Genomic DNA, 15306 nt, shown 5'->3' on the forward strand with positions numbered 1-15306 from the left:
GCCTACACCTTCGACGGCACCGACTACCTCGTCTATCACGCCTACGACGCCTCCCACGAGCGCGCCATAGCGAAGCTCCGCATCAACAAGATCGCCTGGACCGACGACGGCTGGCCAACCGTCGGCGAGCTGGTGACGCCTGAAGAAGGACGATAAACCCGTCCGGCATCAAGCACCCGTATTCGTGAGCTTTATACAAGTGAAGCAAGCGAACGCTATCCATCCGAACGACCAAGGTAGGGCGGTCTGGCCCAGACCGCCGCGCTGCAGGATTCGAAAAACCCTACCGCTCCATCGGCGCCCAGCGGCGGACTGGGCCAGTCCGCCCTACCCGCTCTTCCTCCTAGAACGAAAAAGGCGACCGATACAGCGGTCGCCTTTGCGTATAAATAAACTGGGTACCGTTAGAAACGGAAACGGAAGCCTAGCTCAACCGTTCTATCGTACATTCGAGCGTCTCTCGGGTACGGCGAACCAACGGCGTCGAAGTAGTCTTGACGACCTTCCTTGAAGAGGTTCGTCACGTCCAAGGATAGCGTCATGTTCTCGTTGAACGCGTAGCTCGCTGAAAAGTCGAAGCGATCCGTGGCATCTACGACAACCGTTCCCCCGGGTCCTCCCGGCGCGTCAACGTTATTGAAATCCTCGATGTATGCGTCGCGCCAGTTATAGGCCAATCGGGTCGAGAATTTGTTGCGCTCGAAGACGAGGATCAAGTTGTACGAGTTTTCGGATACGTTGGCGAGATCCAATGTTTCATCAGCAACCGGATCGTATGTCTCCCCGTCGATGATGGTATAGTTCGCTTGTATGCCGAGCCCATCTACGGCTTCGAAGAAGTGCTGCACGCCGAATTCGACGCCGGATAAGCTGCCGCTACCGGTGTTGCGGGGTCGAGTCACGGCGTATTGCTCCCCGTCGACGGTCTCGACCTCCGTATCCGTAAACACGTAACCGGAGATCTCGCGATGGAAACCTGCAATCGAGAAGAAGCTGTTATCTGAGTAGTAGCGTTCCAAGCTCAAATCGTAGTTGTCGGACTCCACGTTTCCGAGGTTAGGGTTGCCACCGCTACCAGTGCCGGTACCCCCGCCGGTAGTCGTCGGGCCGCTGAGATTCACTACTGGATTGAGATCCGAAAACTCCGGACGGGTGATCGAGCGACCAAACGAGCCGCGCAGATAGGTCGTAGGCGTGAGCTGTAGCTTGCCGTTGAGCACCGGCAGCACCTCAGTTTCGTCTGAGGAACTGTCAATCGGCACGCCATCGTCGTAGCCGCGAAGACTGAGCTCGGTCTTCACTACGCGAACGCCAATCTGACCATCGAGCGGCATTTCACCCAAATCCATACCGTATCCGGCTTGCACATACGCTGCGTAGGTCGTTTCCGTATCGTCGAATGCGACCGCTGGATTGAACGGAGCTAGGCCCGGAGGCAGGCCAAAGAGGCTGCGAACTTGGTCGGCGTTATTGTACAGGAAGTCCGCGCTCGGCGTATACCAGTTTTCGAGAGAAATATCGAGGCCAGAGCTATTGTCTGGCGACGTCGCTCCGAGGCCGTCGATGGAAGACACCGCTGTCACACCGCGACCGTCCGCTGGCGCCACGTCCGCACGATCCGACTGGCGAGAGCCCACCTCACGCTCGCTCCAACGCACCCCTGCGGAAAGCTTGTTGAAGAACTGAGTGCCGAACAAGCGCGTCACATCCGCTCGCCAGACCGTCGATTCCCCTTCCGCGAAGCCGTTGTTGTCGAACAAGCCCCAGAGACCGTAGCCAGCTGGATCCGAAATGTCGGAGCCCGGGTAGCTTGCGTCGAAGTTCGGGTGAAACGTCATCCGTACCTCCGGAATACCGCCCTTGGCGATATCCATGATGAGATTCTGATTGGTGAACTTGTTGTAGTTGTAGATGAACTCACTCGAGAAGGTAGTATCGCCATTGGTAGTACGCACGCCGAAAACGCCGTTGTAGCCATCGGTCTTGTCGTCGTAGGCCTGGGTGCTGGTAATCAGGAAGTGATTGCTGGTCTCCAGCACGGCAGGCACGTCATCCGTTCCTGGATACGGCTCGAAGGAATCGACCGCTCCCGTGAATGGCAGACCCACGAAAAAGTAGTTTTGATACTGGTTTCGGTAGCCGGTGTAGAGCCAGTTGGTGTAAAACTCCACATTCTCCTTCGGAGCGTATTGGATATTCAGATTAAACGCGTTTCGCTGCCGGTCGCCACGGTGCACGATGGGCCCGGAGTTGAAGGGATAGACTAACGGATCGCCGTCACTGTTCGTGGCCGGGCGGTTGCCCCACTCGAAATTGTAGATCGTCTGGTCCTGATACTTGATGTCCTGACGTGAAGCTGCGACCAGCACGCCGAGCTGGCCTCCGCCGTCGAGTTCCCAGCGGTTGCTGTTCATCAAGCTTCCCACCCAGCTGGTGTCCCCGGAGTCTTCGCCGTGGATCAAGCGAAGCGTGCCGGCGGTCTTGCTGCCGTCGAAATCGAACGGGTTGCGCAAGCGTACGTCGATCAATCCGGCGATACCGCCTTCCACCTGATCGGCCGTGCGCGATTTGTAAACATTGACCGAGGAAATCAAGTCGGCCGGCAGGTCGCTCAAAGTCACGCCGCGACCCGTTCCGGTGAAGATCTCCTCTCCGTTCAGGGTCGTTGCAAGATTCGGCAAACCACGGATCAAGACACTCGTGACCTCGCCGGAGCCGCGAGTCACCTGAATGCCGGGCACGCGCTGCAAAGCGTCGGCTACGGTGTTGTCCGGCAGTTTGCCGATATCTTGGGCGACGATAGCGTCGACGAAGGGCGCGGCGGATTTTTTAACCTCCTGCGCCTCGACCAAGCTGGCCTGAACGGGCCGGACGATGAATTCGTCCAGCTCGAAAATATCATCGTCGCTGGAATCCTCCTGAGCGAACGTTAGGGGTGAAAACAAAGACGCGAAGGCAATCACTGCGGGCGTGAAACGCCGACAAGGCTTCGCGGATAACGATGGATCGTCCGAGAATACAGTCATGTGGTATTAGGCTTTGAGGTAGTAAGTTGGAGCGACGACCCTTGGGATAAAGCAACGTCGACGCGTTCCTAATTCCAATGCGCCGAAGTATCGAAAAAACCACCATCTACGATAAAAAAACCGAGAAAAATCATCTATCCACGGTAGGCTTCCCTAGGTATGTCGCGTTCGAAAGCTCAGCGCTGGTTCGCCTCGGCTTCGAATCAGCAAAGAGCCTCCTTGGAAACACGCCCTGAGGCGCGTTGGGAGGATGGCCAACTCGATCAGCTACCTACTCCTCCAAGCCCAGGGCCCTCTGCAAATTTTCGTATTCCGGATCGCCGTCTAAGTCGACGCGTTGGCGGAGGATTTCCAAGTGGTCGCCCCGGTCGGCCATGTCGAAGAGCTTGCCGCGGGCGTTGTAGAAGGGACGGTGCACCACCATCATCAAATCGCCTTCAAAGGTGTGAAACAACATGCCGTGCCCCGAGTCGCGCTTGACCAGCGGATCGAGCTGCTCCCACGGCCCCATCAAGGTGCCGGACTCCGAGCGAGCGATGGTCTGCACGTACTTGCCTGACTCGTAGCTCGACCAAAGCATCAGCAGCACGTCGTCCTTGGTGCGATAGAACTGCGGCCCATCCGTCACATAGGAAAGTCCCGCGTCGGAGACTTCGATCGACTGATTGAGCCACGGCGCGTCCGAGGCCTTGAAAAGGTGGATAGGATCGTCAATCGCCCGCGAAAGATCGTCTGACACCTTCACCGCTTCGATGGTGCCGTCGATACGCTGCAGCCACTCGTGAGCGTAGACCATCCAAGGCTGCTCCTCCTGGTCGACGTACAATGTGCCGTCGAGGGTCATCAGTTCCTTTGGCGCCACCGGGCCGTCCTTGTTGAGCATTTCGAAGGGTCCGTCCGGCGTATCCGAAACTGCGGTGATGGTGCCGCGCACGTAAGTATCGCGCCAGGCCTCCGGTGGACGCTTCAGGTAGGCGTCGCTGTCGTGCAGCGTCACGAAGAGATAGAATTTTCCTTTGTATTCATGCACCTCCGGAGCCCAGTTTCCTTCTTGGGCAAAAGATTCCTCCGGCACCGTGAATACCACTTTCGGCGAGTACCAGTTTTTCAGATCCTTCGAAGTATAGGCCATGGTGCCGAGCTTATCCACGCCAGTGAGCTGAGGCTCGTTGCGGGTGTAGAGGTAGTAGGTCTGCGTCGGCTCGTAGGCCACGATGAAGGGATCATGCAAGGGCATGTCCGGCATATGCATCACTTTCGCTGCGTCGCCGTTTTGCTGCGCTACAGCAAACGGCAGCGCCAGCAAACAGGTAAGTCCAAACAAAGAGTGTATCCAATTTTTCATGTTATATATGTGAAGTATGAAGTTGTGGGTTCGAGTTTCGGTTCTAGGAATGGTCGCGAATCAGCCGTTCACAGGTTGGAGGATGACTTCAATGATACAAAAGAATCATGGAGTTTCCCTAGCGGGCGGACAGCGAGATGATTCCGCCTAGAGGCGGGTTGTCGATAGAACGGACTTCGCCAGAGGGCCAGCGCACGATGATTCGTTTCGGAGGATTGTCAGACGAACTAGCGAAATAGCAGGCGCCCGATCCCTGACTCATGTATCCACCGCCAGCATGTACCTCGCGAAACGAGCGTTCTCCGTTTTGCAGCTCGAGAATGACGATCGCCCCGACCGCGGTGGGATTTCCGGGTGGTCCCTTGAGAGTGACACACATGGGAACGCGCCCTTGTACTCCGGTATTTCCGAAGAGCAGCGAAGCGTCTTGGTGTCGCGTTGCGAACAGCTCTGGCCAACCGTCCCGATCCAGATCAATCGGAGCGAGAGCTCGGGCGTCGCCCGGCACCACGTATCCGCTTTTCTTGTACGGTGCCGCATCGAAGCCACCTTTGCCGTCGCCATACAGCAAGGCGCCCAGCCCACCGGAAAAGCGACCGTTTTCCGGGATCGGGGCATACGTATTCTGCGTCAGGCAGATATCGTCGCGTCCATCGGCATTGAAATCCCCGACTATCAATCCATGGACCGGAGCCAGCTGGGCAAGCGTAGGCAGCGGATGAAATTCGAATAGACCGGCGTCGCCACTGAGAAAGACTCCGCTTCGCAGCTCGACTGCTTGCAAACGCCTGGCTTGCTCCAGAGCGTCCTCCGGCAAGAGCTCGTCCAACGCCGCCTCAGCGTAGGCTTTGAAAGTATCGGTTTTATCAAAAATCCACGGCATAGCCATGGACATGATGATCCGGTTTCGTCGCGGATACAGTTCGCCATCGTCCCACACCGCCTCGATGAAATGCTGCTCACCCGTATCGTCGAAAACGCCCGAAAACGCCACTAGAGGCTCTTCAGGACTGGCTTGATAAGGCGTATTCAATCCGAGGTTACCAACCGCGTAATCGAGTCGTCCGTCGCTATTGAAGTCGCCCGCGGCGATCGAAGTCCACCAGCCCGTCCTCTTATCGAAGCCCAGCTCAGCCGTGACTTCCTCGAACCGCAGACCGGCAAGGTTTCGCCAGCATCGCACGGTGCCCCAGGTGGTTGCCACCAGCAAGTCAATCCATCCGTCGCCGTCTACGTCGCTCCACAAGGCGCCCTGAACCAAGCCGGCGCGTTCCAATCCGGGCGCGATAGCGTTCGCGCGGTCCACGAAGCGTCCTCTTTTGTTTTCCCACAAGGCGCTGCGCGGAATCTTTGGATACGCACCCGGCACCACCCGACCGCCAATGAACACGTCGAGCAAACCATCGCGATTGTAGTCCGCCGCCACGACGGGTCCCGCGCTTTCTGGATACACAGGCGCCCAGCCATCCACGGCCCGTCTGAACGAGCCTTTGCCGGCGGAGTTGAGCCAGAGCTCCGGTTGATAGGCGTTGGAGCCGGCCGGTTCCGCCACACCGCCTTTTGCCAGCATCAAGTCCAGATCGCCATCGCCATCCGCATCCAGCAGCAGCGGCGCTGCATCTGCTACCGCGGCCCGGGAATGAATCGATCGCAGCGGAGTTTCCACGTAACGTCCGCCCGACTGCGAGAGCAGTACAGTCGCGCCTTCGGTCGAGGTTCCTCCAATGACCAAGTCATCGATTCTATCGCCATTGAGATCACCGATCGCCATGCCAGGACCGAGCGAATTCTGCCGCATCGACAACAGCCTCTGAGTCGCGAGCTCGTCAATGTCTTGCTCCTGCTGCGAAACATCCAGCTTCAAGGCCTGGCTCACTTCGACGAACTGGGTTCGAGGCGGTTGAGCTTTCCACGGCGGCACCGGACGAGATGCCCCCTCCGGCTCCTCGATGGTATAGCGTTGGTTAGGAGCCAGATTTTCGAATACCTGAGATTGTCCACTCGGCCAGTCGATCTGCAATCGAGCGATGAGCTCGTCTGCTCCCAAACCGAAATGAGCTGCCGTTTCGCCGGAGGAAGCGTAACCCCGCGCCGATGCGATTTGGCGAACCTGCGTCCCCTTAGAAGACTCGAGCCGGATCGTCGCGCCGACTCCAAATCGATTCGAAGCGGAGCCTTTTAGGTCGATAATCACTCGATTGCCTTCGGTCCCGTTGTTGCGATAGACGGACGGGTTGCCTTCGAAGTTGCTGTGCACGAGGTCGAGATCGCCATCGCCATCGAGATCCCCGAACGCGGCCCCGAAACTAGCGTCCTTTCGATCCAATCCCCAAGCCGCGCCGGTCTCTTCGAAGCGCAGATCGCCAACGTTGCGAAAGGCGAGATTGCGCTCCTTCTGCACCGGCGACGCCATCAAACGCCGTCTGACGATCATGGCGCCATCCACCCGGCTGGCGCGTCGCATGTCGAAGTCCCAAAAGGTTCGTATGGTGCCGTTGGTTACATGCAGATCGAGCAGACCGTCTTCGTCGAGATCCTCGAAAAGCGCCGACCATGTCCAATCCGTAGCCGCCAGGCCCGACAACCAAGCAGCGTCCAAGAAGCGGCCGGTGTCCGTATTGATGAACAAGGTGTTGCGCATGTACTGAGGGGCCACGTTGGGATCGACCGGATCCACCATGCGGGAACGCGGGGCGATCAGAGTGCGTTGATCCCATTCGCGGTCGCGTGGCATCATGTCGGCGACGAGAAAATCGAGCAGCCCATCGTTGTTCACGTCACCCAAGTCAGCTCCCATGGAATACCATGGAATGTGCGGCATGACTTCGCTCAATACATCTCGAAAGGTCCCGTCTCCCTGATTGCGCCAGAGCTGGTCCGGCCAGCCGTAGTCGTTCGTCACATACAAATCCGGCCAACCATCGTTGTCATGATCCCACCAAACGGCAGCATGCCCCGCGGCTTTTCCGCTCATGCCAGCTATTTCCGTAACCTCTTCAAACGTTCCGTCTCCGCGATTGCGATACAGGTAGTCAGGCTGACCATCGGGCTCGCTGGCGACGTCTACCAAGTTGGTGACGATATAAACATCAAGCCAACCATCGCGGTCATAGTCGGCAAACGCAGCCATGCCGCTCGCATCAACCAGGCCGAGGCCCGCCCCTTTCGCGTCTTCCACAAACCGCCCGTCTCCTTGATTTAGATACAAGAGGTTCGGCGCTGCAACGCGACAGACATAGAGGTCGAGCCAGCCATCGTTGTTCACATCCACGAAGCAGACGCCAGTCTTCCAGGCATCCCCGGGCCCGGCCACGCCAGCTTCATCGGTGACGTCTTCGAATCGCCAGTCTCCGAGATTGCGAAACAGGCGGTTCGGCCCGGTTTTGCATACGATAAAAACGTCCAACAATCCGTCGGCATCGTAGTCGCCCAGCGCCACACCCGTACCGAGCGGTCCCTGAGTAAACTCCTTGTAGCGAGAACGCCACATCTCCGGATCGTCGTAGGCATTCGGGGCGACGATACCGGTTTGCTCGGGCGACAGTTCAGAAAACAAGGTTTTCGACTCCACCGAATCGCTTCGTGCGTCGAAGGGAACTGCTACGAATCCATCCGTTTCCAAAGCTAGTCCAGCCGTCGTTATTCCTAGGCAACCCCCGGCTAAACAACCTTGGCGCCAAAGACCAGGAAAGAGACGAGCCCAATCACACATCCTTGCCCCTTCCCTCGCTCGCCAGCTGATCAAAACTGTGTTTCATTCTATAAAACTGTTTAAACAAGGTAGACCGAGCAAAATCGCTTCCTTCGTTCCGGGCAAGATGAATCAGGCGCACCCCCCTCTGAAGGTGGAGCGGGACCTCCGGGCACGCTCATGAATGCGCTTGAACACCATAAAGGAGGGCTCGTCCAGTGCCTGTCAGGTCGCAGGGATCGAGGACGGAAGAAGGACTGGGCAGCTGACCTATCGGCAGAGCTACTGAAGCTGTTCCTCACCAAACAGCGCGGGCCCGGAGGTCCCGCTTCACTACACGTCTTAAAACGTGTTTCGAACACGAGTAAAAAGCGCGGCGGCCCCAAAGGATCGTTCGTTGCTACTGACTGAAGGTCAAGCGGGTGCGGTACTCGGTTTGGGCAGTCGGGTTCTCGATTCGCAGCAAGGGCTTGCTACGCTCCGCGAGTTCCGCCTGCACCGCTTCCGGCAAATCCTGCAGGTAGGTCACGTCGGGATGAACTGGGTGGAACACGAAAATCATTTCTTCACCAGACAGACGGTCCGCAAACTTGCGCAGCCCGATGTCCCACGGCTGGCCGAAGTAGAAGTGGTCCGCCACCAACTCGCCTCCGATGAAAGCCGCCACGCGGTCGCCGACATATGGGATCCGTAACCATACGTCGTCCGTCTGTAACCCCTCTTCGGATACGGAAAGCGCCAAGCGGCGTTCGCCGATGCGGCGCACTTTGATGGGTGGTTCTATCGCTTCGAAGTTCACTTGCCAGGCGGCAAAGCCGCTTTTCTGAGCGGACTGGGCTTCCACCGTTCCCCGGCTCGACCGTAGCTGCGAGACAGCAGTCGTCGGGTAGACCTGAACGCGTATCGACGTTTTCCCTACCGTGCGAAGCTCCAGTCCCTCCGGAGCTGGGAATCCATCCGCGTCGGCAAAGACCAGCTTGCTCTCGTCGGCGTGCGCCAGTGTGAGCGCCAGTTCCCGCGGTATCACCAGAAAATGCTGTTTGCCTGACCGGAAGTGAAACGGCTCGCTGTCTCCCCCGGTCACCACGGTCACACCATCGCGTTTTCGCGCTTTGCTGCCATGCTCGGTTTGGACAGCCTGATCGCCTTCGAACACTAGCTCGGGCTGCATGCCTTCGACGGTCATGAATACCGAATGCGTCTCGTCGCCATTTTGCAAAACGGTCAGCGGCTGCACAGTGGCAGTGCGCAGCTTCAGCTCGTCAAGCCCGAGGTTGAAAGGCAGTACGCCGCTCGCGTCTTTGCTCAGAGTGAACGTTCCCTCATGCGGGAACGAAATTACTTCATCGTCACCTCCTTCCAGCTCTAAACGCAGGCCGGTTAGATCATGATTTTCCACATGATCCTGGAAATTGTGCAAGAATACGAAACCGCTTTTCCCATCCGTGCGGGCCGCCCAACGCAGCGTATCCACATCGCTCGGTTCGATATCCGCATTCGTTTCCGGAAGAATCGACGGCATCGGCGCCAGCTGGTCGCCCCAGTTGTCCAGAAGCAGGTGGAGCAGCTTCAGCTCCCGATGGTGCAGGCGCATCTCGCCGTATTCACCGATGGGGGCTTGATAGTCGTAGTTGATGCGTGGCAGTCCGCCGGACTGCTCGTTGAAGAAGTGCCCGTCGATCACCGGGTTCGAACCGCCATGGTACATGTAGTAGCCGATTCCGTTAGCTCCGCTGCCTAGAGTCCGCACAATCAACGGCGCCAAGCTTGATGGCAGCACCGTAGTCCGGCGCTTGTAGGTCAGCGAGATCCCCGCTCCCAATTCGGCAGGGATCGATGGATACAAATCCGCATCGTAGCTGATCGGAGGGTAATCGGGGTTCAAGCGAATGTCTTTGAACAAGTAAAAGTCAGATGGCTCGGGCGGCGCCCAAAAGGGATAGGCATAGCCGGCCGTCACTGGGATGCTTCCCTCTTCCACGATCGCCGCGTTGCCCCATCCCGTCGCGGTATAGATCGGCACGTCGATGCCATGCGAACGAGCGATTTTCTTGAGCGTCGCCATATGATCGCGTCCTGCGTCGGCAAACTTGTTCTCAGGCCCTCCCGCGGTGATTTGATAATGCGTCACATCGACATCGCGGTCCGCCACCGTAAACTCTCTGGGAGCGCCAGGATAGGTCCATTCCCACGGAGCGGCGCTGTGCTGGTATTCGTTTTCCAACTGCACACCAACAACTGGGCCGCCGTCCTTGAACAGCAGTCCGTCCAATTGCTGAGCGATTTGACCATAAAGACGATCCGCGTAGAAAAGATAGCCGGGATCGTTCGAACGTATTTCCACCGGGCGTCCGTAGATCCAGTCCGGGATGCCGCCATTGCGTACCTCGCCGTGGCAGAAGGGCCCCATGCGAACGATGGCTCGCACGTCATTCGCTTCGCAAAGCTCTAGAAACCGACGCAGGTTGCGGTCGCCCTCCCAGTCGAACTCGCCCTCCACCCGCTCGTGCATATTCCAGAAAACGTAGGTCGCGATCAGGTTGATGCCGCCAGCCTTCATCTTGCGGATGGCTTCGCTCCAGTATTCCGCCGGATAGCGGGCGAAGTGGATCTCGCCAACTACCGGAATCCAGGGTTCTCCGTTAAGCTCGATGTATTGATTATTCACCGACACGCGCTCTCCCGTTACGCTTTCCCCTCCCAGATCGAGGTGTCCACGCCGCACGGGCGGCAGCGGCTGGTCAAGGTCGAGCGAATACGTGCGTTGAGCGTTCAATTCAGGTGAAGCCATGAAAAGGGTTAGCGAGGCGAGACAGATTAGTTTTTTCATCGAAATATCCATATTATCAGTACAGTTGCAACGACTACCGCACCGCCCGCGAGCTTGAGTTTGGGCGAGCTCGTCACATCGAGATCCTCCCGCACGGGTAGCGCGCGCGGTTTTTCCAGTGGCCAAACGAAGGTGATGAAGCCCATGGCAAACACTACGAGTTGAAAGGTCAGAGCGACCTGAAGCAGGAAATGAATATCCGGGGCGAAGGCCTGAAACAGCCCGTACAATGCCGGGCCGGCCAACAGAGCGAACACCCCCGCCGCAGGCGGCGCCGTGGGCACCAGCAAGCCAAAAGCGAAAGCTGCCACCACTCCGGGCCAGATATAGCCTTGGAATTGTTGGATAAACTGAAAAACACCGCCGAAGCGCGGATCCGCCAATTGCGGCGCCAAAAAGCAGGCCAAGGCTACGCTAGCCGCCGTCACCAAACGCCCGACCAGCACCAGGCTCGTTTGGCTGGCGTTGGGTCGAAACAGGCGACGGTAGATATCCATGGTGAAGATCGTGGACGCGGAATTCAGCATCGAGCCCAGCGAACTCACGATAGCCCCCGCAATCGCCGCCAGCACAAAGCCACGCAAGCCTGCAGGGATGAGATTCGTCACCATGTACGGAAACGCCCGGTCCGGCGTCTCTTCGACCTCCGGAAAGAGCTGCGAGGCCATGGTTCCTGGCAATACGATGGCAAACGGTACCAGCAGCCAGAGCGCCCCAGCGAAGATCACCCCCGCTTGCCCATCCCTCAACGTACGGGCGGCCAAGGTGCGTTGCACGATGAACTGGTTGAGCCCGCAGTAGTAGAGCAAAACGATCCACATGCCAGCGAACGCTCCCGTCCAGGGCAACACCGGATGATCGGAAGGCAGAATCATGTGCAGCCGTTCCTCGTTGGCCTCCGCAAACGACTCCCAGCCACCGACCGCGTGTAGTCCTAAACCAAATACAAGTAGACCGCCCAACAACAAGGCAAGTCCCTGGAACAAATCCGCCCAGGCCACCGCCTTCAAGCCGCCCCAAACCGTGTACAAGGCCGCCACCACACCGAGCACCCAGACGCCTTGCGTCAACGGGACGCCCAACACCGTTTGCATCGTCAAGCCGCCCGAGTAGAGCACCGCGGTGAGCAGCACCCCGATGTAGATGATCACGGTGATCAACGCCATGATGGCTCGGGCCAAGCTGTTGTAGCGATACTCCAGAAACTCGGGGATCGTGTAGATGCCAGACTTCAACAATCGCGGAAGTAGTGTAAACGCAAATACAACTACGCCAATCGAGCCGGCCAACTGCCAAAGGCTCACCGCGATGCCCACATCGCCGGCGCCCTGCCCGGCCATGCCCACCATTTGTTCGGTGGAGATGTTGGCAGCCACGATCGAGATGCCAATCAGCCACCATGGCAAACTGCGTCCTCCGAGGAAATAGTCGCTGCTATCGCTGCCACCGCGGCTCTTCCACACGGAAAAGCCGATGACGACGACGAAAAACGCCGCGAAGAAAACCAAATCGAATACGCTAAGGGTCATGCCTAGGGGGCTTTCGTTTCTGACGCGATCAAAGCTCGTACCGCTTCGGGCGTAACAGTGTGCTGGGGCGAGAACGCGTCACTCTGCGCGTAGTTGAGTAAACTTGCCACCAACTGTCGACGCACCGGATCGAGCTCACCTGAAAAGTCGATGCTTGTCACTAACAGCCGCCCTGTTCCAACGCGGGCTTCCCAAACCAAAGCGAGTTTGCGGTTGGTCACCCAGTCGTCGACCACCTGCACGATCGGCTGAATCGGCAGCGGCAAATCGTCGAGAATCATGGGAGCAGCTTTGCTCACCGCATACCACCATTGCCAATCGCTGTGGGAATCCGTCGGGAAATCAGCGAAGGCCGGATGATCCGGGTCGCACAAGATGCCCAAGGTGTGCGGCGCCTGCCCATTAGTCCAAGCCGTGTTCCAGAAGATGCTGGAGAACCCCAGAGCGATGGGCCCATTCTCGGGATCGGGAGCCACGTGATCAGGCGGCAGGGTCAGCACCACGACGCCGCCGGCCTCGAGGCGTTCCTTTGCTGCGGCATCTAAAGCGTCAACTATCAGCACACCCTTCGGAGCTTCGACAGAAACGTCTTTTTCGCTTGGATACACCCAAATCCCCCAGTCGTTCACTGCCCTGCCCTCGCTCGTTGGCACGCTGACTTCAAATCGGTAACGGGCAGGAGCGACCATGTCTCCCAAAGGCAATTCGACTCGACCCAAGGCATTCCCGTGGCCAACGGCAATGTCAGTCGGAGCGAACGCCCCCTCCTCCGCAACGCCATCCTGTTCATCGATCAGGCGCCAGGTCGCTTCCGCGGCGTTCAATGGCTGGGGCCCGAAATGGGCTACCTCAACCTCGGCGATCAAAGTTTCGTCCGCAGTGAAGACACGTCGATCGAAGCGAGCCAGCGGAACCGTTGGGGCGCAGAAACGTCGGAACTCCGCAGGGGAAACATAGCCTTTTTCCTCCCAGAAGGCGTCCAGCACGCCAACCAGAGCGGTACCCTGCCCGGAAAAGTCGCTCAGACCCAGAAGCTGAAAACCTCCCATTTCCGGTGTCCGCAAGGCCGATTCGATGTCTTCCTTGTAGCAGAGCGTCTGCAGTTTTCCGGAGGCGATCAGGAAATCGTGAGCTTGCTCGGCCATGCCAGCCTCCGCTAGCGTTTCCTGAAAGATCTCGAAATTCTTCGGCTTCAAGTAACCGGTGTACTTATCCATCTCCCCAAAGTTCGGATACACGCACCATTGGCCGATTTCATGACTCACCACCGGCACCGTGCGCTCTCCGATGATATCGCGATAGTCGGTGCGGGTTTCCGGAGGCTTGGCGTTGATGCGCGATTTCAGGCCCTCTTCCCACTGCTGGATACGCGGTTCGGAGCGGATATGAAAATCGTTTTGCGGTACCTCTGGCCAAGCCGCCGTGCAGGTATAGAGTCGGCGTGGGTCCGCCGTCTTACGACGTTTCACCCAGTCGTCTAACCATGCGTCGCTATTGTCTCCGGCTGGTTCATTGCCGGCCGCCATCAGCACGAAGGAAGGATGGTTGCCGTAGGCCTGCAGGATGCGCTGCGTCTCCGCTTCGATCCATGCGTCAGCTGGCTTGCCGTCGCCGACGGTCGCTCCTTGATTAGGCCAGGTTGCCGCTTCGACCTGCAGGTAGACCCCCAGCTCGTCCGCAGCAGTGAAGGCGGCTCTGGGCGGGCACCAGGAATGAAAGCGCACATGGTTGAGCCCATGCGACTGGATAATCCTATAAACCCTCCGCCAAGAATCCACATCGAGCGGCGGGTGCCCAGTACGCGGATACACGGCGCAGTCCAGCGTGCCGCGTAGGAAAAGCTTGCGACCGTTTATCGTCAGTTGACGTCCAATAGCATCGATCTTCCGCAAACCAAAAGAAATCGTCTGCTCCGCGACCGTAGTCTCCGTAGCGACCGCCACCTTCAACTGATGCACCACTGGATTGAATTCATCCCAGGTTTGCACATCTGGCCCGAGTGAGAACATCGTTTCGAATGCTTGAGCGTCGCCATCGAAGTGAAAAGAAACGGCATCCCTACCGTCGTTTCTCTCATTCACGGCCAGCTCCACCGAACCGGCGACTGGTTTTCCCGTCACGTTTCGCAGCACGCCGCTCACCGAAAGGTTTCCAGCTGACACATCCGGAAACACCTGTACGTTTTCCACCCATACCGGAGAGCTTGCTTGTAAGGTCAGCTCACCTACAATCCCGTTCCAGTTGCCTTGGGTATGATCGGAGATGGAGTGCGAGTTCTCGCCGATCTCAAATTGCACCGAGTTGTCCACGCGAATGGTGAGTACATGCCGTCCCGGAGACACGGACGCTCCCAGCTCGTAAACATGGGCGACTGAGAGCGCGTCATTGGAACCGAGCAAAACGTCATCCAGCCAAACGGTGGTCTTCCAGTGAGGACGCTCAAGGCTCAGCGTCACTCGTTTGCCTCGCCAGTCCGAAGGGATCTCCACTTCTCGCTGATACCAAGCAACTCCGGAATAGTAGGTTTCCGGCTGCAGCCAAAACGGCACCTTTAGGTTGTCCGGCTCGCGATACGGAGCGTATTTGTCCTCTGTATACCACGACGGATCGAAAACGCTGCCTACCCAGGGCGTCTCAACCGTAATGGGATCGCCAATACCCTGCCCCGGCAGAGACCCTGGCAGCTCGATTTTTTCAGAGAGCTTTTGGGCAAACCAGCGTTGTTCGACGCCCGCGTTGTCGCGGTCGAGTTGCAGGCGCCAGGAACCGGCGAGCGAGATGGAATCGGCAGAACCGAGAGCGGTGGACATCATAGATAAACAAGTCAGAACGATGGGAGCGGCTAGAAACCGCATTTTAGTCATGAGCTCAGTTTTGGAGTTGAG

At 58.0% G+C, this 15306-nt stretch carries 6 protein-coding genes; all 6 read right to left on the bottom strand.

The features are described from left to right. Positions 1-404: 404 nt before the first annotated feature. Positions 405-3026, bottom strand: a complete 2622-nt coding sequence (locus QEH54_RS18460) for a TonB-dependent receptor (RefSeq protein WP_309020184.1) — start codon at positions 3024-3026, stop codon at positions 405-407. Between the two features lie 271 nt (positions 3027-3297). Beyond that, entirely contained in the window at positions 3298-4371 is a 1074-nt protein-coding gene (locus QEH54_RS18465; protein ID WP_309020185.1) for a glycoside hydrolase family 43 protein, read from the bottom strand. Between the two features lie 118 nt (positions 4372-4489). Beyond that, positions 4490-7993, bottom strand: coding sequence for an FG-GAP-like repeat-containing protein (locus QEH54_RS18470; protein ID WP_309020186.1), 3504 nt, complete (start codon positions 7991-7993; stop codon positions 4490-4492). 469 nt (positions 7994-8462) lie between these two features. After that, on the bottom strand, positions 8463-10892 hold the full coding sequence (locus QEH54_RS18475; protein ID WP_309020187.1) for a beta-galactosidase: 2430 nt from the start codon (positions 10890-10892) through the stop codon (positions 8463-8465). Next, on the bottom strand, positions 10889-12421 hold the full coding sequence (locus tag QEH54_RS18480; RefSeq protein WP_309020188.1) for a sodium/solute symporter: 1533 nt from the start codon (positions 12419-12421) through the stop codon (positions 10889-10891). The genes QEH54_RS18475 and QEH54_RS18480 overlap by 4 nt, the downstream gene beginning before the upstream one ends. 2 nt (positions 12422-12423) lie before the next feature. Continuing rightward, positions 12424-15285 carry a sugar-binding domain-containing protein gene (locus QEH54_RS18485; RefSeq protein ID WP_309020189.1) on the bottom strand — a complete coding sequence of 954 codons (2862 nt, stop codon included), beginning with the start codon at positions 15283-15285 and terminating at the stop codon, positions 12424-12426. Positions 15286-15306: the final 21 nt, after the last annotated feature.

Source organism: Pelagicoccus sp. SDUM812003, assembly GCF_031127815.1.
Classification (GTDB): domain Bacteria; phylum Verrucomicrobiota; class Verrucomicrobiia; order Opitutales; family Opitutaceae; genus Pelagicoccus.